The sequence below is a fragment of the Flavobacterium sp. genome, from assembly GCF_043760115.1.
Classification (GTDB): Bacteria; Bacteroidota; Bacteroidia; order Flavobacteriales; family Flavobacteriaceae; genus Flavobacterium.
On the sequence record NZ_JAYUPK010000068.1, the window covers coordinates 1 to 22,323 of the forward strand.

The window sequence follows — 22,323 nt, forward strand, 5'->3', positions numbered from 1 at the left end:
CACAAAAAACCCCAACCAAAGGATTTTCACTCTAATCTGGGCTAAAAGACTTTTCATTTCCATTAAAATTCCAATAAAAAAACAGACTAATAACCTAAAAAATATTCCAATTTAAAACAAAAACCTTATTTTTGCTTTAAAATTACAACCAATGAAGCTAAACTCGTTACAAGTAGAAATTGACGGAATAGACAAAGAAATCTTGCGCGATTTAATGTTAGACGCAAGAAAACCAATACTTCAAATAGCCAACAAAATAGGAATTTCTGGAGCAGCAATTCATCAAAGATTAAAAAAACTAGAAGATGCAGGCGTAATTTCGGGATCAAAATTTATTGTAAACAACAAAGTTCTGGGTTATAAAACTATGGCATTTGTTGGCGTTTATCTAGACAAAGCGTCAAGCAATTCTGAAGCAGTAAAAGAATTAAAAAAAATTCCAGAAGTACTAGAATGTCACTATACAACAGGAAATTGGAGTATTCTTATCAAGATAATTTGTAAAGACAACGAACATTTAATGCAGTTGTTAAATAAAAAAATTCAACCCATAAATGGCGTTTCAAGAACAGAAACATTCATATCTTTAGAACAACAAATAGAACGACAAATACAATTATAACTTATACTTTTACGTTTTAAAATAAAAAGTCATGCTTAAAAAATTTTCCAAAGAAAATGTAACATTAGGTTTTTATGTAATTTATATTTTTATTGCAGGAATATGTTACGAACTTTTACCTGGCGATGCTAAAACTCCTAATGTTGGAGTTTTATTACTTTGGCTTTTCATTCCAATAAGTATAGTATATTTTACGTATCATTTAATACGTCATTTATTTTTAAACATTAATCACTTTACATGTTTAATAATTCATGGTGCTGTTTGGATTTCTATTTATGTAGTTTTAACGGTTTTTAAAAAATAATTTACAATTTCAATTTCAAAAATCAAATTCAAAATCAATTTCAAAAATCAATTTCAAAAATCAATTTCAAAAATCAACATCAAAAATCAACATCAAAAATCAACATCAAAAACAACGACTTTTAATATCTATTCACACTGTCACACTGAGCGCAGTCGAAGTGCCACAATTAAAAATCAAATTCAAAAATCAAATTCAAAAATCAAATTCAAAAATCAATTTCAGAAATCAATTTCAAAAAAACGACTTTTATTACCTATTCACATTGTCACACTGAGCGCAGTCGAAGTGCCACAATCAAAAATCAATTTCAAAACAACTTTCAATTTAATATAAAACAACGACTTTTATTACCTATTCACATTGTCACACTGAGCGCAGTCGAAGTGCCGCAATCAAAACTCAAAACTCAGAACTCAAAACTCAAAACTCACAACCCAAAACCCACAACTCAAAATAAAAAAATGATTCTCACAGACACACACACTCATTTATATGCATCAGAATTTGAAAACGATAGAACAGAAATGATCGAGCGTGCAATAAATACTGGAGTTTCACGTTTTTTTATTCCTTCAATAGATTCATCTTACACTCAAAAAATGTATGAATTAGAAAAGCAATTTCCTCAAAATATTTTCTTAATGATAGGTTTGCATCCATGTTATGTAAAAGAAAATTATCTTTATGAATTATTGCACGTTGAAATAGAATTATCTAAAAATAAATTTTATGCTATTGGCGAGATAGGAATTGATTTATATTGGGATAAAACCACATTAGACATTCAAAAAATAGCTTTTAAACGTCAAATTCAATTAGCAAAAAAACATAAATTAGCAATAAATATTCATTGTCGTGATGCTTTTGATGAAGTTTTTGAAGTTTTAGAATCAGAAAGAAGCGACGAATTATTTGGAATATTTCATTGTTTTTCTGGAAATTTAGAGCAAGCACAACAATCCATTTCGTTAAATATGAAATTGGGTATTGGTGGCGTTGCAACTTTTAAACACGGAAAAATTGATCAATTTTTAAATCAAATAGATATTAAAAATATTGTTCTTGAAACAGATTCGCCATACTTAGCTCCAGTTCCGTATAGAGGAAAAAGAAACGAAAGTAGTTACACACTTTTAGTAGCTCAAAAATTATCTGAGATTTATAATCTTCCAATTCAAGAAATTGCTAAAATTACAACTGAAAATTCTAAAGCTATTTTTGGTATTTAACAATTCAATATTGATTAAAATGCTAAATTTTTTGTTTATTTGTTGTAACAAAAATTACTTTTTTTTAAATGCAAAAATTTGATGCCATTCGTCCTTATTATGATGCCGAAATAAATGAAGCAATTCATAATGTGGTTCAACATCCAATGATGAAGGCATTGATGAACTTTACTTTTCCAGAAGTTGATGATGCCATTTGGAAAGAACAATTAAAAAAAACCCATTCTATTCGCGATTTTCAATGTAACTTTATTTATCAATCGGTTCAAAAAGTTTTAGAAAAAAGTTCAGAAGGATTAACAACTTCAGGTTTTGAAAAATTAGATAAAAATACATCCTATCTTTTTATTTCCAATCATAGAGACATAATTTTAGACACATCGTTATTAAATGCTTGCTTGTTTGACAATGGATTAGTAATGACTGCATCAGCAATTGGAGACAATTTAGTTAAGAAATCATTCCTACTATCATTGTCTAAATTAAATAGAAATTTTCTCGTACAACGTGGTTTATCGCCAAGAGAAATGCTAATGAGTTCTAAACTTATGGCAGAATATATTGCGCAATTATTATTGAGAGAAAATCGTTCAGTTTGGATAGCTCAACGTGAAGGAAGAACAAAAGATGGCAACGACGCAACAAATCCTGGAGTATTAAAAATGCTTGCAATGGGTTGCGAAGACAAGAATTTAACGAATTATTTTAAGAAAGTTAAAATAGTTCCAGTTTCAATTTCTTACGAATATGATCCAACAGATGCTTTAAAAATGCCACAACTTATGGCAGAAGCCAATGATGAAATTTACATTAAAGAAAAAAATGAAGATTTTCTGACGTTGTTAAGTGGAATTATTGGTCAGAAAAAACACATTCATATTCACGTAGGCGAAGTTTTAAACTCAGAATTGGATGAAATTGCTGCTGAATATGATAATTCTAACAAGCAAATTCAAGCATTGGCGCAAGTTATTGACGATTCCATTTTAAAATCGTATAAATTGTGGCCAACCAATTTTATTGCCTACGACATTTTATATAAAACTGATAAATATTCTCATCTTTATACCGAAGATGAAAAATCATTATTTGAAAGAAGGTTAGAATTAAAAATTGATGCTACTAATGAAATGATGGTAGAAAGTTTCTTGTCTATGTACGCCAATCCTGTTGTAAATAAATCTAAATACGATTAATTGTTATACTTCAAATGCTTTTTTTACAGCAAATTTTAATTTAGGAAACGTTGGACTTTGCAATTTACTATCTTCTATAAAAGGTTTTAATCCAATATAAATGTCATCTTTTAAAACATAAATCAAAATTGTTTTATCAGACGGATTTACAATCCAATATTCTAAAACTTTATTTTCTTGATATAAATCAAATTTTATATCCATTTCTTTTTTAGAATTTCCAGGAGATAGAATTTCGATAATTAAATCTGGCGCACCCAAACATCCTTTTTCATCAATTTTAGAACGATCACAAATAACACATAAATCTGGTTGAATAACTGTAATAATTTTATTGTTATCACTGCTCTCTTTAAAATTTATTAAACGAACATCAAATGGCGCGCTGTACATTTTACAATTAGTTTTATAAAAAAATCTATCCAAACTTCTGGTTAAGTTCATAGAAATATCTTGATGAAAAGAATTAGGAGCAGGACTCATTTTAAAAATCTTACCTTTTATTAATTCTACTCTTTCTTTAAATCTCCACAATAAATAATCGGCATAAGTGTAACTGCCTTTTAAGTCAAGTTGTTTAATATTTGTTATAACTGTACTCATTTTTAACTTAATAAATTTAAACAAAGTTATAAAAATACTTTTTGATAGCATTAGAATATAAAATACATTTGTAAAAAAATAAAAATGCAAGTTAAACCCAACATACTTTTAATTTATACTGGTGGAACAATTGGTATGATGAAAGACTTTGAAACTGGTGCGTTAAAGGCATTTAATTTTAGTAAATTACTTAATAAAATACCCGAATTAAAACAACTAGATTGTACAATAGAAACCATTTCGTTTGAAAAACCTATAGATTCATCGAATATGAATCCTGAAAAATGGGTTCAAATTGCCACAATTATAGAAGAAAATTATTCTCTTTTTGATGGATTTGTAGTGCTTCACGGTTCAGATACAATGTCTTATTCTGCATCAGCATTGAGTTTTATGTTAGAAAACTTAAACAAACCAGTAATCTTTACAGGATCGCAATTGCCTATTGGTGATTTAAGAACAGACGCCAAAGAAAATTTAATTACTGCTATTCAAATTGCTTCTTTAAAAATTAAAAACAAACCTGTTATTACAGAAGTTTGTCTGTATTTTGAATATAAATTATATAGAGGAAATAGAACTACAAAAATAAATGCTGAACATTTTAAAGCATTTTCCTCTCCAAATTTTCCTGAATTAGTAGAATCTGGAGTACATTTAAAAGTAAATTCAGATATTTTATTTTCTAAAAATAATTTAAAAAAGCTTAAAGTTCATAAGAATTTAGAAGACAATGTTGTTATTGTAAAAATGTTTCCAGGAATAAATAATACTGTTTTATCAGCTATAATTGCAATTCCAAATTTAAAAGGAGTTGTACTTGAAACCTACGGTTCTGGAAATGCTCCAACAGAAGATTGGCTAATTCAAATTTTGAAAAAAGCTATTAAAAACGGCTTACATATAATAAATGTAACCCAATGTTCTGGCGGAAGTGTAACTATGGGACAATATGAAACTAGTACACAACTTAAAAAAATTGGAGTAATATCTGGAAAAGACATTACTACCGAAGCTGCAATTACCAAATTAATGTATTTGCTTGGTCAAAATGTTTCAAGTTCAGTTTTTAAAACTATTTTCGAAACTTCACTTCGTGGAGAAATGCAATAATACTTTGATTATTACTTATTTTTAGTGTTCTTTGTATTTCCTAAAAAAGAAAGGTGGCCGAGTGGCTGAAGGCGCACGCTTGGAAAGCGTGTATATGGCAACATATCGTGGGTTCGAATCCCATCCTTTCTGCTAAATTATTTTTTTAATTTTTATAAAAAATTAATTAAAGTTGGTGTTCGAATCCAGTATTATCTGTAAAGTTAATTATAAATCACTTAAGATTTCAAAGTTAAACACGTTTTAAATCCGTTTAATCCGTGAAAATCTGTGGCAAAAACTTTAAACCGTTTCAAATACTAAATTCATTTTCCAGAAAAAACTTCTTCTAAAACTCCAGCCAAACGAATTCCTGCAAGATGCAATTGACTTTTTATAATTGGTAAATTTTCATTTACATAATCATCAGAAATTTTGTTGTTTTCTACTTTATAAATTGTTTCCAAATATTTTCTAGAATTTATGGACCAATTTACAACATCAATTTTTTGAATTTCGTCAATTTCAATGTTAGAATAGTTTCTTTCTTTTAAACATTGTCTAAGTTTTACTTTTTTAAATTCTATAATTCCAGAATCGTATAAAGAATGTAAATTAGTTCCTTTTCCGTTAAAATTTACCTGAAAAGTATTTCCGCCTTTATCACTTCCATAACCAATATGAAGCGGTTGATGTAAATCGCCAATTAAGTGAAACAAGTAACATAAATTGGTTTTAACTTCTTGCTTAGAAAGCGTTTTGTAGTTTTTTAAATTGGCAATACAAGTATTTAATGCTGAAATAATATTGTTGCAACAAATGTCTTTTACAATTTCATCTTTTTCAAAATTTACATAATGCAATGGTTTTAAATTATCATAAGATTTATCTTTTTTAATATCATCCATCCAATTGGCAGCTTCTTTAATACTCATTCCGTCAAGATATTCGCGCACCATTTTTTTAGTATTTTTATCTAAATATTTAAAAGCAATTTCTGCAACTAATGAATGTCCTTTTTCACTCCAAGAGTAAGATTTTAATGGAAGTAGTATTAAAAATAAAAAGGCAAAAATTGTTTTAAAGTAGTTCATCTGAAAAGAAATTAATTGAGATTTTTACAAAGTTAGTAATAATTACAAGTCTTAAAATATTTTAATATTAAATTAAAAACATTATTTTTAGTAATAAAATAATTTCAATACATCTTTTTTATACATTCTATAATTATACGTTAAATTTAATAAAATTATTTGGTTTGTATTTTAAAACTAATGATATTTGTATATACAAATTTATAAATGAACTCAATTTACATTACTTTTTATTGCTGTTTTTCCTCTAAAATTGAGGAGCAATTTGTTGTGATATAATTATAAAATATATAATTCTAACTTGCAAAACTCTTCAACTCGTTGGAGAGTTTTTGTTTTTATGTAACCTAAAGAAATGTCTGTAAATAAAACAATTTATCAATCTAATTTTCTTGAGAAAAGAATTTTACTAAATAAAAAGAAAGCCAAATATTGGATAAACGAAATGTCTATTTGGCTATTTTGTTCTAGCGTTGATTATTTAGATTTTACATTTTTTGAAAATAAAGAAATTGAATTAAAACAAATCCTATCAGAATTATTATTGGAAGAAGAATTTTCTAATGAAGAAGCAGATTCAATAAGTACAAATTTTTATAATGAAATAAGTAAAGTTCATAAGTTGTTACTGCAAGATTTAGCCGCAATTTTAGAATTTGATCCTGCTGCGAAATCAAGAAACGAAGTTTTAATTTCTTATCCAGGATTTTATGCAATTACAGTTCACAGAATTGCATTTGAATTATGGAATTATAAAAGCACCGTTTTATCTAGAGCTTTTGCAGAATATGCACATAGCAAAACAGGAATTGATATTCATCCTGCAGCAACTATTGGTGAACGTTTTTTTATAGATCACGGAACAGGAATTGTAATTGGAGAAACCTCAATTATAGGAAAAAATGTAAAAATATATCAAGGTGTAACGCTTGGCGCATTGACTGTAAGTAAGGATAAAAGTAATGAAAAACGTCATCCAACCATAGATGATAATGTGGTAATTTATGCCAATGCAACTATTCTTGGAGGAAAAACTACAATTGGAAAAGATGCCATTATTGGAGGAAATGTTTGGATTACCAATTCAATTCCTGCTCAATCTTTGGTTTTTCATAAAAGCGAAATCGTGATAAAAAACAAACAAACTTTTCCAGAAGCATTGAATTTTAGTATTTAAAAAAGTGAAAAATTAATTATAAAAAAGAAGTATGAAAGCAAATAACATTTTAGAAACCATTGGAAATACACCAGTTGTAAAACTAAGTAGATTGTTCCCAAACAGAAACGTTTTTATTAAACTAGAACGCAACAATCCAGGAAACAGTATAAAGGACAGAATTGCATTAGCAATGATTGAAGATGCAGAAAAGAAAGGACTTTTAAACTCAAATAGTGTAATTATTGAACCAACATCTGGAAATACAGGAATAGGTTTAGCATTAGTTGCAGCCGTTAAAGGTTACAAAGTAATTTTGGTCATGCCAGAATCTATGAGTATTGAAAGAAGAAAATTAATGGAAATTTATGGAGCACAATTTGAATTAACACCTAGAGAAAAAGGAATGAAAGGTGCAATTGAACGTGCTGCAGAATTAGTATTGGAAACTCCAAACGCATGGTCGCCACAGCAATTTAATAATCCTGCAAATATAGAAATTCATAAAACTACAACTGCGTTAGAAATTCTAGCCGATTTTCCTGATGGATTAGATTATATTATAACTGGTGTTGGAACTGGCGGACACATAACTGGAGTTGCAGAAGTTTTAAAAGAAAAATTTCCAAATTTAAAAGTTATTGCTGTTGAACCAGAATTGTCACCAGTTTTGAGTGGTGGAAATCCTGCGCCACATCCGTTACAAGGAATTGGTGCTGGTTTTATTCCAGAAAATTATCACGCCAATGTTATAGATGAAGTAATTCAAGTTAGTAAAGACGATGCTTATGATTTTACTAGAACTATTGCCAAAAAAGAAGGAATTTTAGTTGGCGTTTCTTCTGGAGCATCACTTGCTGCGGTTTCTAAAAAACTGCAAACTATTTCTAATGATGCAATTGTACTTACTTTTAATTATGATACAGGCGAAAGATATTTATCTATTGAAGGATTATTTTAAATGATTTAAATTTAAGCATTAGAAAAGCATCTTTAATTTTAAGATGCTTTTTTTATTTCAAAATATTTTTTAACATCTGTAATTTTATTTTTTCGTAAGTTTATACCATAAATTATTTTATGAAATTTTTAATAAAAATTTTTATTCTTTTTTCATTTTTTAGTGTTTTTGCGCAAGACATTAAAAAAGATTCTGTAGTTATAAAAGTTGATTCTTTGTATAGAGAAGATCAGTTTTATTTTAATTTTTCTTATGGTAATCTTCAAAAAATTCCTTTAAGATTGAATCAAAATAAATTTTCTCCTGCAGTTTCGGTTGGGTTTTTAAGAGACTTTCCTTTAAATAAAAATAGAACTTTTGCCTTAGCAATTGGTTTAGGATATGCAGCAACTACTTACAATCATAATTTATATCAATATAAATTGGTTGATGTAAATGGAAATGAAACAAGAGAATATGAAATTCTTTCGGATGATATTTTTTATCAAAAAAACAAACAATCGCTTCATTATTTAGAAATTCCATTTGAAATTAGATGGCGAAATTCTACATTTGCGAGTCATAAATTTTGGCGAATTTATACAGGTTTTAAAGTAAGTTATTTATTTTCTGACAAGTATAAGTTTGTAAATGATATTCAAACTATTGTTATAAAAAACAATACAGATTTTAATAAATTACAATACGGTTGTTACATAACTGCTGGATGGACTACTTGGAATGCTTATGTTTATTATGGATTAAATCCAATATTTAAATCGGCAAAAATAGAAGGTCAAGACATTAAAATGAATACTTTAAACATTGGATTACAATTTTATATTTTATAACCAAAACCACCATAAAACTAGTTGTGGAAGCATTCCGAAAATGTAACCTAACATCAATTCGATTAATGTATGAGCTTTCATATACAATCTTGAAGTTGCAACTAAACCAGAAATTAAAAACAGAATAGCGATAATTGCAATACAATTTTCTTGATGATGAATGCTAAGAGCAATTACAAAAAAGGTAAGCGCACTTAATGCAATCATATGAATACTTGCTTTGATGTTGGCAAATACAAATATCAAAGCTATAAATGTACTGATGATTCCGCCAAGGAAGAAAAAAAATAACTCTGGAAACCTATCTATCGTAACACTTTTTTGAATTAAAACTGCGGTTAAACAAATTTGAACTATAAGCGGAATTTTTCTTTGAGAAGTTTCAGTAAGCATTATTGTATCAACTTTCCCAAAGGTTCTTAATAAATAAAAAAAAGTTAATGGTAATAAAAAAGTTATAATTATTACTTGAAATAATAATAAAAAATACTGTTCTCTTGAATAATAATTTTGATTAAAAAAGATATAAAAAAGCGTTCCTAAAATTGGAATAAAAATAGGATGGAAGAGATAGGAAAAAAAAGGAAGGATTTTTTTCAAGGTTAGAATTATTTGATACAAAAGTAGTATTTTGAAATGAAAATTTCATAAAAGACAATAGCTTTTTAGCCCTGATGGCAATGAAAATCCTTTTCATTTTTTTTAAAATGAAAAGATTGTAATGTACAGCAGGAAAATGGATTATAGAAATTTGCAAGCCATTCGCTTCAGATAAAAAACTTCAAAATAAATTCAAGAGAATCTGAAACAAGTTCAGATTAAACAAGAGAATCTGAAACAAGAGAATCTGAAACAAGAGAATCTGAAACAAGAGAATCTGAAACAAGTTCAGATTAAACAAGAGAATCTGAAACAAGAGAATCTGAAACAAGTTCAGATTAAACAAGAGAATCTGAAACAAGTTCAGATTAAACAAGAGAATCTAAAACAAGTTCAGATTAAACAAGTTCAGATTAAACAAGTTCAGATTAAATTTTCTTTCTCATTCGAGCCACAGGAATATCTAGCTGTTCACGGTATTTTGCTATAGTTCTTCTTGCAATTGGATATCCTTTTTCTTTTAAAATTTCGGCCAATTGATCGTCTGGAAGTGGCTTTTGTTTGTCTTCGTCTTCAATAGTGTTTTGTAAAATTTTCTTGATTTCTAAGGTAGAAACATCTTCACCTTGATCGTTTTTCATGGCTTCTGAAAAGAATTCTTTTATCAGTTTTGTTCCGTATGGCGTATCGACATATTTACTATTGGCAACACGAGAAACGGTTGAAATATCTAGACCAACCATATCAGCAATGTCTTTAAGAATCATTGGTTTCATTGAGGTTTCTTCGCCATCTAGAAAAAATTCTTCCTGAAAATGCATGATTGCGTTCATAGTTACAAATAACGTTTCTTGACGTTGTTTTATGGCATCAATAAACCATTTAGCCGAGTCTAATTTTTGCTTAATGAACTGAACGGCATCTTTTTGAGAATTCGATTTGTCGCGAGAATCTTTATAAGTTTGCATCATTTCTTGGTAATCTTTAGAAACGTGCAATGATGGTGCATTTCTGCCATTTAAGGTTAATTCTAGTTCGCCATCGTTGATTCTTATTGCAAAATCTGGAACTATATTCTCTGTAACTTTATTGTTTCCTGTAAAAGATCCACCAGGTTTTGGATTTAATTTTTCTATTTCGTGTATGGCTTTTTTTAATTGCTCATTAGAAATATTATGTTTTTGAAGTAACTTATCGTAGTGTTTTTTGGTAAATGCTTCAAATTGATTTTCTATAATATCTGTTGCTAGCTCAACATATTCTGTTGGTGTTTTGTGCTTTAATTGCAACAATAAACATTCTTGTAAATCGCGTGCTCCAACTCCAGAAGGTTCAAGTTCGTGAATAATATGCAAGACTTTTTCAACCGATTTTTCGTCAGTATAAATTCCTTGTGTAAACGCCATATCGTCAACAATATCTTGAATTGTTCTACGAATGTAACCCATATCGTCAATGCTTCCAACAAGAAATTCTGCAATTTCTCTGTCGGTATCATTCAATATAAAAGTATTTAATTGATTGATTAAATCTTGATGAAAACTTACTGGCGATGCATACGGATTTTCACGATCGTCATCGTCATCGCTAAAATTATTTGCTTGTAGTTTGTAATCTGGAATTTCGTCGTTGCTTAAATATTCGTCAACATTAATGTCGTCTGCTTCAATATTATCGCTTCCTTCATAATCGTCATATTCGTCGTTGTTGTCAAATTCGTCTTTTTCAAAAACTTCTTCTTCGTCTTTTCCAGTTTCTAATGCTGGATTTTCGTTCATTTCTTCCAATAAACGTTGCTCAAATGCCAATGTTGGCAACTGAATCAACTTCATCAACTGAATTTGTTGAGGTGATAATTTTTGAGATAATTTGAATTGTAAGTTTTGCTTAAGCATATTTATTTATTGTTGTGAGTTTTGAGTTGTGGGTTTTGAGTTTCTAAACTGACAACTTAAAACCCACAACTCATAACTTTTTTTTAAAACTCTGCGTTTAAAGGCGTTCTAGGATAAGGAATAACATCACGAATATTAGTCATTCCTGTTACAAAAAGTACCAATCTTTCAAATCCTAATCCGAAACCTGAATGAACTGCGCTTCCAAATCGTCGCGTGTCTAAATACCACCAAAGTTCTTGTTCGTCAATGCCTAAAGCTTTCATTTTTTCAAGTAAAACATCGTAACGTTCTTCTCTTTGACTTCCGCCTACGATTTCTCCAATTCCTGGAAAAAGAATATCCATTGCTCGAACTGTTTTTCCATCTTCGTTCAATCGCATATAAAATGCTTTAATATTTGCTGGATAATCAAACAAAATTACTGGACATTTAAAATGTTTTTCTACTAAATATCTTTCGTGTTCACTTTGCAAATCTGCACCCCATTCGTTGATGATATAATTGAATTTTTTCTTTTTATTTGGTGTTGAATCTCTTAAAATATCTATAGCTTCTGTGTAAGAAACTCGTTTGAAATTGTTTTCTAAAACAAAATTTAGTTTTTCTAACAACGCCATTTCGCTACGTTCTGCTTGTGGTTTCGATTTTTCTTCGTCTAATAAACGTCCTTCCAAGAATTTCAAATCTTCTTGGCATTTATCCATCGTATATTTAATTACGTATTGAATAAAATCTTCTGCCAAATCCATATTGTCATCCAAATCATTGAAGGCAACTTCTGGTTCAATCATCCAAAATTCTGCTAAATGACGTGACGTGTTTGAATTTTCTGCACGAAATGTTGGTCCGAATGTGTAAATCTGACCCAAAGCCATTGCAAAAGTTTCTCCTTCTAATTGTCCTGAAACAGTTAAGTTAGTCTCTTTTCCGAAGAAATCTTCTTTGTAATTTACTTTTCCATCTTCGGTTCTTGGTGTGTTGTCAAATGGTAAAGCGGTAACTTTAAACATCTCGCCTGCACCTTCTGCGTCTGAACCAGTTATAATTGGTGTGTTTACATATACAAATCCTTTTTCTTGAAAATAATTATGAACTGCAAAGGAAAGTACCGAACGAACTCTCATAATTGCACCAAACATATTTGTTCTTGCACGCAAGTGAGCATTTTCACGAAGGAAATCTAAACTTGGTTTATTTTTAGGTTGTATTGGGAATTTCTCTGCATCGCAATCGCCAAGAATTTCTAATTTAGAAACTTGAATTTCATATTTTTGACCTGCGCCTTGACTTTCTACCAAAGCTCCAGTTACTGATATTGCTGCGCCAGTTGTAATTCTTTTTAGCGTTTCTTCAGATGTGTTTTCAAAATCTACTACGCATTGAATATTATTAATTGTAGAACCATCGTTCAAGGCAATAAATTGATTGTTTCTAAAAGTTCTTACCCAACCTTTGGCATTTATTTCGTTTAAAGTTGATGTACTGTTTAGTAATTCTTTAACTTTAGTATGTTTCATTTTTTAATATGGAATTTAATTTTTAGGATTTATGTTTTCTTAAAACGTTAAACCGAATTGCAAATATAAATTTTTCTACTCATTTTTAGCCCTGATAGCAGTGAAAATCCTTTCTTTATAAATTGTATTTTTTCTTGGTTTTTTAAAGCGACCAAAGGAAGCTCTTAAAAAAGCGTAGAAAAAAATAATTTATAAAGAAAGATTGAAACGAATAGCAGGAATGGCTTCAAGAAAACCTAATTTTCATCATCTTCATCAATAACATTAAACTTTGGTTCGTGAAATTCTTGCTCGTTTGCCAACCTTTTATTTAGTGTTAAAACCAATGATGGTAGCAAAATTAAGTTTGACAACATTCCGAAAAGTAAGGTTACAGCAATTAATCCGCCAAGTGCAATTGTGCCACCAAAACTGGACAACATAAAGATTGAAAAGCCAGCAAAAAGCACTACAGATGTGTAAAACATACTTAATCCTGAATCTTTTAGTGTGGCAAAAACCGATTTTTTTATCTTCCAATTGTTCTTAGATAATTCTTGTCTGTATTGTGATAAAAACCGAATGGTGTCATCTACAGAAAGTCCGAATGCTATACCAAAAACTAATATTGTTGATGGTTTTAATGGTATGCCAAAATAACCCATAATGCCTGCAGTAGCAAGTAACGGCAAAAGATTTGGAACCAATGCAACGAATATCATTTTGACAGATCGAAACATAAAAAGAATTAACATTGCAGTAATAAAAACGGCCAAAAGTAAGGATGAAATTAAGTTGTCTAGTAAATATTTAGTTCCTTTTTCAAATACTAATGCTTTTCCTGTCATGGTAACTTTATATCTATCGGCAGGAAAAATGGTGTTTATTTTGGCTTGTAATTTATCTTCTACTTTTTGCATATTTCCTGTGCCAATGTCTTTCATAAAAGTAGTAATTCTGGCAACTTGACCATTTTTACTCATATAACTTTTCATTACATCTTTTTGCGAAGATTTGGTTGCATTTTTAGTATAACTCAATATAAAAGTTTCCTCTTGCGCTGTTGGTAAATCGTAGTATTCTGGATTTCCGTTGTAGTATGCTTGCTTAAAATATTTTACGGCATTTAAAACAGAAATTGGTTTAGAAAGTTCTGGAATTTCTTCAATTGATGCTTGAAGTTCGTCCATTTTTCTTAATGTTGAACGTTTCATTACACCATTTTTTCGTTTTGTATCTATGGTAATTTCTAGTGGCATTACACCATCAAATTCTTTTTCGAAAAACAAAATATCTTGAAAAAATGCGGAATTTTTTGGCATATCTTCAATTAAACTTCCTGAGGTTTTTATTTGTAACATTCCAAAAATGCTCAAGGCAAATAGAAATACGGTAATTACATAAACATAAGTTCTTTTAGTTTTTATAATTCGTTGAATCCAATTCATAAAAGTAACCACATAACTGCGTTCAAGATGGTCTAAATGTTTTTCTTTTGGAATTGGCAAATAGCTGTAAAGTATTGGAATTACAAACAAACACAACAGAAACAACGCCATAATGTTTAACGAAGTTACCACGCCAAATTCTTTTAGCAATTCGTTATTAGTAACAATAAATGTAGCAAAACCAAAGGCAGTTGTAATATTGGTAATTAAAGTTGCGGTTCCAACTTTAGTTAAAACACGAACTAAAGCTTTGGCTTGATTGTTATGTATTCGACATTCTTGATGGTATTTATTGGTAAGGAAAATGCAATTGGGAACACCAATAATAATTACCAATGCTGGAACTAATGCTGTAAGAACAGTAATTTCATAATTTAATAATCCTAAAATTCCAAACGACCACATTACGCCAATAACCACAATACAAATGGATATTAATGTAGTTTTAAATGATCTAAAAAAGAAATAAAATATTAATGAAGTGATTAAAAGTGCTGCGCCAATAAACAAACTTATCTCGTCTGTTATGCTTTTAGCGTTTAAAGTTCTAATGTATGGCATTCCAGAAACGTGCAAATCAATGTTGGTTTCTTTTTCGAAAGCTTCAATTTTGGGAATAAAATCTTTAAATATATAGTCTTTTCTGCCAGCAGTATTTACTATTTTTTTATCTAAATAAATGGCAGATCGAATGGTTTCACTTTTTTTATTGAACAACAAACTTTCGTAAAATGGTAATTTATTAAACAAATCAGATTTTACAGTTGCCAAATAATTTTTGTCTAAAATTTTAGATTGATCTACAAAAGGAACCAATTCAAAGGTTTGAAGAGAATCATTTTTTTGAAGTTTTTTTAAATCTGAAACTGACAAAACCAAATCAACTTCCTTTTGATTTTTAAATTCGGTCATTAATTTATTCCAAGCAACAAATGCTTTTGGAGTAAAAAAAGCATCGTCTTTTACTGCAACAACTACTAAATTTCCTTCTTCGCCAAATTCTTTTAAGAAATTATTATACTCAACATTTACAATATTATCGCTTGGAAGAAGATTGGCTTCGGTAAAAGAAAACCTAATGTTTTTCCACTGAAATATAAAAAAAACAGTGAGAAGACCTATAATTGTTAGTATTGTAATTCTATTTCTTAGTACAATTCCGGCTATAAATTCCCAAAATCCTACTTTTGATTTCTTTTTCATTTGACTATTTAAAACGGTTGCAAAGGTAAATAAAACCGCTTAATACTGAGAAAATTATACAATCTTTTAATGTAAAATTAATTGAAGTATATCTTTAATAAGTTTTTCATTAATTATTACTAGTTTTTGTTAAATGTAATTTAGTTTTCTCATATTTGTAATGCTCAAAAAAAGGGTTTTATAAAGTATGAAGAATCTTAAAAACGGTTTATTTTATATTATTGTAACTGGCGGATTTACTGCTTTAATTTTTTGGATTGTATCTAAAGGAAAACTTTTAGAAAGTAGCGATGTTGTTGCGCCAGTTTCAAATTCTAATTATTTTAATCAATTTTTAGATTCGTTAACTCATAATTTAAAACATCCGTTAGCCATACTTTTACTTCAAATAATTACTATAATTATTGTTGCTAGATTGTTTGGTTGGATTTTTAGAAAAATTGGACAACCATCGGTAATTGGTGAAATTATTGCAGGAATTTTTCTTGGACCATCTCTTGTTGGAATGTATTTTCCAGAATATTCTGCAATGCTTTTTCCAACAGAATCACTTGGTAATCTTCAATTTCTTAGTCAGATTGGATTGATACTTTTTATGTTTGTTGTTGGGATGGAATTGGATTTAAAAGTCTTAAAAAACAAAGCCAACGATGCAGTTGTAATTAGTCACGCAAGTATTGTTTTTCCGTTTGCACTTGGCATTGGATTGGCTTATTTTGTTTACAACGAATTTGCTCCAGAAGGTGTTGAGTTTTTATCTTTTAGTTTGTTTATGGGAATTGCAATGAGTATAACTGCGTTTCCTGTTTTGGCAAGAATTGTACAAGAAAGAGGCATTCACAAAACTAAACTTGGCGCAATTGTAGTTACTTGTGCCGCAGCCGATGATATTACCGCTTGGTGTATTCTTGCAGCAGTAATTGCAATTGTAAAAGCAGGAACATTTGCAAGTTCAATGTATGTAATTCTATTAGCAATTACTTATGTTTTAGCAATGTTATTTATTGTAAAACCGTTCTTGAAAAAAGTTGGAGATTTATATGCAACTCGCGATAATTTAAGCAAACCAGTTGTTGCAATATTTTTATTAACGTTGATTATTTCGTCATATTTATCAGAAATTATTGGAATTCATGCCTTGTTTGGCGCTTTTTTAACTGGTGCAATTATGCCAGACATCACTAAAATTAGAAATATAATTATAGAAAAAGTAGAAGATGTTGCTTTAATTTTATTGCTTCCGTTGTTCTTCGTTTTCACTGGATTACGAACTGAAATTGGCTTGATAAACGATCCGTATTTGTGGAAAATTACAGGATTCATTATTCTGGTTGCAGTTGTTGGAAAATTTCTTGGAAGTACATTGGCAGCCAAATTTGTTGGACAGAATTGGCGTGACAGTTTAACTATTGGAGCGTTGATGAATACAAGAGGTTTGATGGAATTAGTAGTATTAAATATTGGCTATGACTTGGGTGTTTTATCAAGAGAAATATTTACAATGATGGTAATTATGGCATTGGTTACTACTTTTATGACTGGTCCAGCAATAGATTTAATAAATTATATTTTTAAACGTAAAGAAGTTTTATTTCCGAAAGAAATAGGAAACAGCAATTTCAAAATTTTAATATCATTTGGAAACAATGAAAAGGGAAAATCGTTGTTGCATTTGGCAAATAGTTTTGTGAAAAAACAAAAAGAAAATACCAATGTAACTGCTTTGCATCTTTCTTTATCAGATGAAATGCACGCTTACAATCTAGAAGAATATGAGCAAGAAGCATTTGCGCCAATACTTGCAGAATCTAAAACTTTAGATCAAGAAATAACAACTATTTTTAAGGCAACGGTTGATATTGAAACAGATATTACAGATATTGCTACAAGAGGAAATTTCGATTTGGTTTTGGTAGGATTAGGAAAATCGATATTTGAAGGAACATTACTTGGAAAAGTATTAGGGTTTACAACCAGAATTATAAATCCAGACAGATTAATAGACAAGTTTACAGGAAAAGAAGGATTGTTTGAAAATTCACCATTTGATGACAGAACACGATTGATAATTTCTAAAAGTAAAATGCCACTCGGAATTTTAATTGACAAAGAATTGAATGTTGTAAATGATGTTTTTGTACCAATATTCTCAGCAAATGATTCTTTTTTAATAGATTATGCTCAAAAATTAATTTACAACAGCGACTCTAAAATTACAGTTTTAGACATTGATAGCCAAGTAAAAAACAATGAAGATATAGAATTGGAAATTGAAAGTTTACAAAAAAACTATCCAGAAAACATTTCGGTTTTAACCGAAAACAATATGAAAGCCGGATTTCTTGCCAAGCAAGATTTAATGATGATTTCGTTAGAAAGCTGGAAAAAATTGGTAGATTCTCAAAGTGTTTGGTTGAGTACAATTCCTTCTGTTTTGATTGTTAAGCCGTAAAAAATTAAATTATAGTTTCATTATAGTTATTGCAACTGTTAGTTTTTCTGAAATTAAATTTATCAAAGTAAAGTTTTTGTAAATTTGTAAAAAATATAATATGACTACGATTACATTAAATATTAATGAGAGAACGAAAAAAGGAAAGGCATTTTTAGAAATGGCTAGAGTTTTTTTTCAAGATTCAAAAGAAATCGTTCTCATTGAAGAAGAGAAAAGTCCTTACAATCAAAAGTTTGTTGCTAAAATAAAAAAGACAATTAAAGAACAAGGTCGGATAATGGATACTGCTGAAGATTTATGGGAAAGTATCAAGTAATAATAAAAACAACAGCAGAAGAAGATTTTGCTTTTCATAAAAAATCTGGTAATACGGCTTCAATAAAAAAAATTTTAAAAATTTTGAATGAACTTAAAGAGCATCCGTCTACTGGTTCAGGAAATCCAGAAGAATTAAAATATGATTTATCGGGATTTTGGTCAAGAAGAATTAACAGTAAAGACCGATTGATTTATGAAATTGTTGAAGAACAAAATACTGTTTTTGTAGTTTCTGGTCTCGAACACTACTAAAAATCTTAAAACCCTAAACCAAATACATAACTAAGTTTTATAGATAAATTATCAACTACTTTTGGTAATCCGTTTGGTCCATATCTTATAAAACCTGTAAGTCCAAATCCTTTATAAATTTGGTTTAATTCTACGCCACTTTCAAAAAATCCATCGTCAAGTGTTTTATAGACAAATCCTAAATGTTGCTCAGGTTTATCCATAGTTCCAAACGCCATTCTTGTTACAACAGATAAAAGTGGTTTTACTTTGTAGGCGATTTTTATTTTGTTAAACGTATGTCTCACTTGAAAACTCACATATTTACTAGAAAAAAATTCATTAAAAAACATAGTTTCAAATCCGTTTTTACTTGCAAAAGTTATACGTTTAAATAAAGTTTCTCTATTTAAATTATTCGGTGCAATACTGTACAAATGTGTTAATGGAATATCTCCAGATGCAATTCCGCCTTGCATTGTAAAAGCAGTATTTTGACCATTTAAATAAGGAATTTCGTGAACAATTCTAACATCAGCTTTAGAAAAATTAAAATCATTTCCTAACAAATTAGGCAATGATTGAGTAAACTGAAACGAGAATTTAGGAAACTTTTTATCAATTTCTAAACGTCCAGAAGTGGTTTGCATATAACTACTAAACGGATTCCATTGTATTGCAAATTGGGCTGTAGTCATAGTATATTTTGCAAAATCCTCGCCATTTAATTGATAAGTATAATCAAAAAGTGGTTTCACTTCACTTCTTGAAAGTCCAAAATAAGTTTCAGTTTTGGCTAAATATTTACTTTCTATGTAAAATGATGCCAATTGATTTCTGTAAAAAGTAGAAATATTTATTGGTCGTGGATCATAAATTTTAAATCTGCGAGGTTGTGTGGCAAAATTTATTTGACCAATTTCGTTTAAATCGTCAGAGTAGGAAGCACTTGTCCAAGTATTGGTTTCTTTGTCAAGCAAATAGGAAGGCGTAATTCCGTATTTAAATTCTTTGTCTTTTAAACCAAAAGCACCATACAAACTCACTTTGTATTTTTCTGATAATTTATTATTGGTAATTCCGCCAATTCCAATTCTAAATCCTTCGTAATTATTATATTTTAAAATACTTTTTAAGTCTAAATCGAAACTTCCTATTGGTAAATATCCATTAAAAATTTTCCTTCCTAGAAATATTTTACGTTCAATATTTTCTGCCAAAGACAAGCTATCAAGATTAATATAGGTTTTATATTTTCTTTTATCTATTGTGTCTTTTTGAAATCCAGACCAATATTTATCTGATTTAGACATACTTGTTTCTCTTGCATCAATTTTTATTGCAGGTTGTTCAAACGCAACATTTTCATTAATTTTTATGTCATAAGGAGTTGATTCTAATTTTAAATAAATTTGATCTGAAGCGTCTTTTTTGAGTTTGTCAAGATTAGAATTGAATTTAACCGTGCCACCAAGAATTTTTAAATCTTCAGAATTATTGCCTTTTACAACTGTAAAATTTCTTTTTTTGGGAAACCAAACTTTATATTTTTTTAAATAATCAAACGTGTAAGTTGCATTGATGTTTATAATTCCGTAAATTCGGTAGAATGCTTTGGCAATGCCATAATTTTCAGCATCAACATACAATAAACCGCGTAATCTGTCGTCTTTTAATCTTTTTGGCTGAAAATAAATTCTGTAAACACTTCTTCCATCAACTTTAATAGTATCAATTAATTTGAACGAAAATATTTTTCTACCATAATTAGAAATTGGGTTTTGAATAGGAATTTCAAGAATATCTAACTTGTTTTCATACAGCGAATAAGAGACTAAATTCAATCCTAAATATTCATATAAAGGCGTTTTAAAACCAGCCATTCTTGCAGCAAGAATTGTTTCTTTAGTAGTGTTGTTAAACTGAATTAAATTTACTTTTTCAGTTTGATAAACGTGTTGAATTTCTAATAATTTTTTAAATTTATAATTGGTAGAATCTAAAAGCAAAGTTTTTCTTCCAAACAAATTTTTCTTGTATATAGTATCAATTTTACTAGAAATAGAATCGGTATTGGCAGTAACTAAAAGATGTTCGTAGTTTTTATATTCAAATGTTTTAAATACTTTTTCTGGTTGGTTTTGTGGTTTACTTTCAACTACTTTTTTAATTATTGAGTTTACTAATTTCTCTGAATATATTTCTTCTTTTTCAAGAGAATTATCACTTACCATTTTTATAGAAATGGTTTTGGCACCAACGGTTAAGTAATAATTTTTATCGTAATAACCTTTATAGGAGAATATTATTGGTTTAGTTTCATCTTTAATAATTATGCTAAATTTTCCTTCCCAATCTGACGCAATTGTTTTAGAATTATAAGTAATTTTTGCAAAAGCAATAGGAACATTGGTATCAAAATCTAGAATTTGACCTTGCATAAGCTTTTGGGAAAAAGCAAAGTTGCAAAAAAGTATCAGTAGAAAAACCCAAAAATTGCGCATTAATTCTTGTTTAGAGATTACAAAAATAGCAATAAAAAAATCTGACTATCTACGATAATCAGATTTTAATATAATTTTAGTACAAATAAATTATACTTTCAAGATTTCAACTTCTTTAGCAGCCAAAAGTTCGTCAATTTTTCTAATAAATGAATTAGTTAAATTTTGAATTTCGTCTTCGGCAGTTTTACAAATATCTTCTGATGTTCCTTCTTTTTCACATTTTTTAATATCAGTATTAGCATCTTTTCTAGAGTTTCTAATACCAATTTTAGCATCTTCGGCTTCAGCTTTAGCTTGTTTTACTAAATCTCTACGACGTTCTTCTGTTAATGGCGGAACAGAAATTATAATTAAATCGCCATTATTCATTGGATTAAAACCAATATTGGCAACCATAATTGCTTTTTCAATTGGTTGCAACATACTTTTTTCAAACGGTTGAATTGTAATTGTTCTTGCATCTGGAACATTTAAATTGGCAACTTGAGAAAGTGGCGTTTGCGAACCATAATAATCTACAAAAACGCTTCCTAACATTTGTGGCGACGCTTTTCCAGCTCTAATATTTAAAAATTCTTTTTCTAAATGCGCAATAGAACCGTTCATAGATTCTTTAGCTTCATCGATAATAAATTCTACTTCTTCCATTGATTTTAAATTGTTTGTGGTTTTTAGTTTACAGTTTGTGGTTGACAATAAACAACAAACTATAAACCGTAAACTATATATTAACTATTGTTCCAATATTTTCTCCGTTACAAATTTTTAAAAGATTTCCTTTTTTATTCATATCGAAAACTACAATTGGTAATTTATTTTCTTGACTTAATGTAAATGCGGTTGTATCCATTACGTTTAATCCTTTTTTTAGTACATCTTCAAACGATATGTAATCAAATTTAGTTGCGTTTTTATCTTTTTCAGGATCGGCAGAATAAACGCCATCAACTCTTGTACCTTTTAAAATTACATCTGCGTGAACTTCTACACCACGTAAAACTGCTGCTGTATCTGTTGTAAAATATGGATTTCCTGTTCCTGCGCCAAAAATTACAATTCTTCCTTTTTCAAGAT

Annotated in this window: 21 protein-coding genes and 1 tRNA gene; 13 read left to right on the forward strand and 9 right to left on the reverse strand. The window is 29.0% G+C overall.

Features of this window, described 5'->3' with window-relative positions; genetic code table 11:
* Positions 1 to 151 precede the first annotated feature (151 nt).
* The 4 genes from ACH2BC_RS05755 to ACH2BC_RS05770 all read left to right on the forward strand — a co-directional run bounded on the left by ACH2BC_RS05755 (position 152) and on the right by ACH2BC_RS05770 (position 3,357).
* Complete coding sequence (locus tag ACH2BC_RS05755) at positions 152 to 622, forward strand: Lrp/AsnC family transcriptional regulator (RefSeq protein ID WP_395053033.1); 471 nt, start codon at positions 152 to 154, stop codon at positions 620 to 622.
* Positions 623 to 653: 31 nt separating this feature from the next.
* On the forward strand, positions 654 to 929 hold the full coding sequence (locus ACH2BC_RS05760) for a hypothetical protein (protein WP_395053034.1): 276 nt from the start codon (positions 654 to 656) through the stop codon (positions 927 to 929).
* Between the two features lie 464 nt (positions 930 to 1,393).
* A complete protein-coding gene (locus ACH2BC_RS05765) occupies positions 1,394 to 2,161 on the forward strand; it encodes a TatD family hydrolase (RefSeq protein WP_395053035.1) in 768 nt (255 codons plus the stop codon).
* Between the two features lie 68 nt (positions 2,162 to 2,229).
* Positions 2,230 to 3,357: a 1-acyl-sn-glycerol-3-phosphate acyltransferase gene (locus ACH2BC_RS05770; protein ID WP_395053036.1), complete on the forward strand. Its 1,128-nt coding sequence runs from the start codon at positions 2,230 to 2,232 to the stop codon at positions 3,355 to 3,357.
* Between the two features lie 3 nt (positions 3,358 to 3,360).
* Here the strand turns inward: ACH2BC_RS05770 and ACH2BC_RS05775 are convergent, their stop codons facing one another.
* Entirely contained in the window at positions 3,361 to 3,960 is a 600-nt protein-coding gene (locus tag ACH2BC_RS05775) for a Uma2 family endonuclease (protein ID WP_395053037.1), read from the reverse strand.
* Positions 3,961 to 4,044: 84 nt separating this feature from the next.
* Here ACH2BC_RS05775 and ACH2BC_RS05780 point away from each other — a divergent pair, with 84 nt between their 5' ends.
* Positions 4,045 to 5,073 (forward strand): asparaginase, encoded by a 1,029-nt coding sequence (locus tag ACH2BC_RS05780; protein ID WP_395053038.1) that lies wholly within the window; start codon positions 4,045 to 4,047, stop codon positions 5,071 to 5,073.
* 47 nt (positions 5,074 to 5,120) lie between these two features.
* Positions 5,121 to 5,205: transfer RNA gene (locus ACH2BC_RS05785), tRNA-Ser, on the forward strand.
* 173 nt (positions 5,206 to 5,378) lie between these two features.
* Here the strand turns inward: ACH2BC_RS05785 and ACH2BC_RS05790 are convergent.
* Complete coding sequence (locus ACH2BC_RS05790) at positions 5,379 to 6,146, reverse strand: S1/P1 nuclease (protein ID WP_395053039.1); 768 nt, start codon at positions 6,144 to 6,146, stop codon at positions 5,379 to 5,381.
* Positions 6,147 to 6,501: 355 nt separating this feature from the next.
* Between ACH2BC_RS05790 and epsC the strand changes: the two genes are divergently transcribed.
* The 3 genes from epsC to ACH2BC_RS05805 all read left to right on the forward strand — a co-directional run bounded on the left by epsC (position 6,502) and on the right by ACH2BC_RS05805 (position 9,093).
* The gene (gene epsC / locus ACH2BC_RS05795; protein ID WP_395053040.1) at positions 6,502 to 7,323 is read left to right on the forward strand and encodes a serine O-acetyltransferase EpsC; all 822 of its coding nucleotides are present in this window, start codon (positions 6,502 to 6,504) and stop codon (positions 7,321 to 7,323) included.
* Between the two features lie 31 nt (positions 7,324 to 7,354).
* Positions 7,355 to 8,263 (forward strand): cysteine synthase A, encoded by a 909-nt coding sequence (gene cysK / locus ACH2BC_RS05800; protein WP_395053041.1) that lies wholly within the window; start codon positions 7,355 to 7,357, stop codon positions 8,261 to 8,263.
* Positions 8,264 to 8,382: 119 nt separating this feature from the next.
* Positions 8,383 to 9,093 carry a porin family protein gene (locus tag ACH2BC_RS05805; protein WP_395053042.1) on the forward strand — a complete coding sequence of 237 codons (711 nt, stop codon included), beginning with the start codon at positions 8,383 to 8,385 and terminating at the stop codon, positions 9,091 to 9,093.
* On the opposite strand, the gene ACH2BC_RS05810 is transcribed toward ACH2BC_RS05805, so the two are convergent.
* Entirely contained in the window at positions 9,088 to 9,486 is a 399-nt protein-coding gene (locus ACH2BC_RS05810; RefSeq protein WP_395053043.1) for a hypothetical protein, read from the reverse strand. The genes ACH2BC_RS05805 and ACH2BC_RS05810 overlap by 6 nt on opposite strands.
* A 424-nt stretch (positions 9,487 to 9,910) precedes the next feature.
* Here ACH2BC_RS05810 and ACH2BC_RS05815 point away from each other — a divergent pair, with 424 nt between their 5' ends.
* Positions 9,911 to 10,183 (forward strand): pentapeptide repeat-containing protein, encoded by a 273-nt coding sequence (locus ACH2BC_RS05815; protein ID WP_395053053.1) that lies wholly within the window; start codon positions 9,911 to 9,913, stop codon positions 10,181 to 10,183.
* Here the strand turns inward: ACH2BC_RS05815 and rpoN are convergent.
* The 3 genes from rpoN to ACH2BC_RS05830 all read right to left on the reverse strand — a co-directional run bounded on the left by rpoN (position 10,122) and on the right by ACH2BC_RS05830 (position 15,738).
* On the reverse strand, positions 10,122 to 11,588 hold the full coding sequence (gene rpoN / locus ACH2BC_RS05820; RefSeq protein ID WP_395053044.1) for an RNA polymerase factor sigma-54: 1,467 nt from the start codon (positions 11,586 to 11,588) through the stop codon (positions 10,122 to 10,124). The genes ACH2BC_RS05815 and rpoN overlap by 62 nt on opposite strands.
* Before the next feature lie 83 nt (positions 11,589 to 11,671).
* Complete coding sequence (asnS, locus tag ACH2BC_RS05825; RefSeq protein WP_395053045.1) at positions 11,672 to 13,108, reverse strand: asparagine--tRNA ligase; 1,437 nt, start codon at positions 13,106 to 13,108, stop codon at positions 11,672 to 11,674.
* 236 nt (positions 13,109 to 13,344) lie between these two features.
* The gene (locus tag ACH2BC_RS05830) at positions 13,345 to 15,738 is read right to left on the reverse strand and encodes an RND family transporter (RefSeq protein ID WP_395053046.1); all 2,394 of its coding nucleotides are present in this window, start codon (positions 15,736 to 15,738) and stop codon (positions 13,345 to 13,347) included.
* Positions 15,739 to 15,925: 187 nt separating this feature from the next.
* On the opposite strand from ACH2BC_RS05830, the gene ACH2BC_RS05835 reads away from it, so the two are divergent.
* From ACH2BC_RS05835 to ACH2BC_RS05845, 3 genes are all read left to right on the forward strand, one after another.
* On the forward strand, positions 15,926 to 18,190 hold the full coding sequence (locus ACH2BC_RS05835) for a cation:proton antiporter (RefSeq protein WP_395053047.1): 2,265 nt from the start codon (positions 15,926 to 15,928) through the stop codon (positions 18,188 to 18,190).
* Between the two features lie 100 nt (positions 18,191 to 18,290).
* Positions 18,291 to 18,509, forward strand: coding sequence for a DUF2683 family protein (locus tag ACH2BC_RS05840; protein ID WP_395053048.1), 219 nt, complete (start codon positions 18,291 to 18,293; stop codon positions 18,507 to 18,509).
* Positions 18,491 to 18,763, forward strand: coding sequence for a Txe/YoeB family addiction module toxin (locus ACH2BC_RS05845; RefSeq protein ID WP_395053049.1), 273 nt, complete (start codon positions 18,491 to 18,493; stop codon positions 18,761 to 18,763). Before ACH2BC_RS05840 ends, ACH2BC_RS05845 begins: the two co-directional genes overlap by 19 nt.
* Positions 18,764 to 18,768: 5 nt before the next feature.
* On the opposite strand, the gene ACH2BC_RS05850 is transcribed toward ACH2BC_RS05845, so the two are convergent.
* The 3 genes from ACH2BC_RS05850 to ACH2BC_RS05860 all read right to left on the reverse strand — a co-directional run.
* Positions 18,769 to 21,183 (reverse strand): DUF5686 family protein, encoded by a 2,415-nt coding sequence (locus tag ACH2BC_RS05850; protein WP_395053050.1) that lies wholly within the window; start codon positions 21,181 to 21,183, stop codon positions 18,769 to 18,771.
* 153 nt (positions 21,184 to 21,336) lie between these two features.
* Positions 21,337 to 21,897 carry a ribosome recycling factor gene (frr, locus tag ACH2BC_RS05855; RefSeq protein ID WP_395053051.1) on the reverse strand — a complete coding sequence of 187 codons (561 nt, stop codon included), beginning with the start codon at positions 21,895 to 21,897 and terminating at the stop codon, positions 21,337 to 21,339.
* A 73-nt stretch (positions 21,898 to 21,970) separates the two neighbouring features.
* A partial coding sequence (locus ACH2BC_RS05860) for a uridine monophosphate kinase (RefSeq protein ID WP_395053052.1) occupies positions 21,971 to 22,323 on the reverse strand: 353 nt, incomplete at its 5' end.

Bases quoted from the DNA above. Each gene is read 5' to 3' on its own strand.
- ACH2BC_RS05755 (WP_395053033.1), top strand. From the start codon at position 152: ATGAAGCTAAACTCGTTACAAGTAGAAATTGACGGAATAGACAAAGAA.
- ACH2BC_RS05760 (WP_395053034.1), top strand. From the start codon at position 654: ATGCTTAAAAAATTTTCCAAAGAAAATGTAACATTAGGTTTTTATGTA.
- ACH2BC_RS05765 (WP_395053035.1), top strand. From the start codon at position 1,394: ATGATTCTCACAGACACACACACTCATTTATATGCATCAGAATTTGAA.
- ACH2BC_RS05770 (WP_395053036.1), top strand. From the start codon at position 2,230: ATGCAAAAATTTGATGCCATTCGTCCTTATTATGATGCCGAAATAAAT.
- ACH2BC_RS05775 (WP_395053037.1), bottom strand. From the start codon at position 3,960: ATGAGTACAGTTATAACAAATATTAAACAACTTGACTTAAAAGGCAGT.
- ACH2BC_RS05780 (WP_395053038.1), top strand. From the start codon at position 4,045: ATGCAAGTTAAACCCAACATACTTTTAATTTATACTGGTGGAACAATT.
- ACH2BC_RS05790 (WP_395053039.1), bottom strand. From the start codon at position 6,146: ATGAACTACTTTAAAACAATTTTTGCCTTTTTATTTTTAATACTACTT.
- epsC (WP_395053040.1), top strand. From the start codon at position 6,502: ATGTCTGTAAATAAAACAATTTATCAATCTAATTTTCTTGAGAAAAGA.
- cysK (WP_395053041.1), top strand. From the start codon at position 7,355: ATGAAAGCAAATAACATTTTAGAAACCATTGGAAATACACCAGTTGTA.
- ACH2BC_RS05805 (WP_395053042.1), top strand. From the start codon at position 8,383: ATGAAATTTTTAATAAAAATTTTTATTCTTTTTTCATTTTTTAGTGTT.
- ACH2BC_RS05810 (WP_395053043.1), bottom strand. From the start codon at position 9,486: ATGCTTACTGAAACTTCTCAAAGAAAAATTCCGCTTATAGTTCAAATT.
- rpoN (WP_395053044.1), bottom strand. From the start codon at position 11,588: ATGCTTAAGCAAAACTTACAATTCAAATTATCTCAAAAATTATCACCT.
- asnS (WP_395053045.1), bottom strand. From the start codon at position 13,108: ATGAAACATACTAAAGTTAAAGAATTACTAAACAGTACATCAACTTTA.
- ACH2BC_RS05830 (WP_395053046.1), bottom strand. From the start codon at position 15,738: ATGAAAAAGAAATCAAAAGTAGGATTTTGGGAATTTATAGCCGGAATT.
- ACH2BC_RS05835 (WP_395053047.1), top strand. From the start codon at position 15,926: ATGAAGAATCTTAAAAACGGTTTATTTTATATTATTGTAACTGGCGGA.
- ACH2BC_RS05840 (WP_395053048.1), top strand. From the start codon at position 18,291: ATGACTACGATTACATTAAATATTAATGAGAGAACGAAAAAAGGAAAG.
- ACH2BC_RS05845 (WP_395053049.1), top strand. From the start codon at position 18,491: ATGGGAAAGTATCAAGTAATAATAAAAACAACAGCAGAAGAAGATTTT.
- ACH2BC_RS05850 (WP_395053050.1), bottom strand. From the start codon at position 21,183: ATGCAAGGTCAAATTCTAGATTTTGATACCAATGTTCCTATTGCTTTT.
- frr (WP_395053051.1), bottom strand. From the start codon at position 21,897: ATGGAAGAAGTAGAATTTATTATCGATGAAGCTAAAGAATCTATGAAC.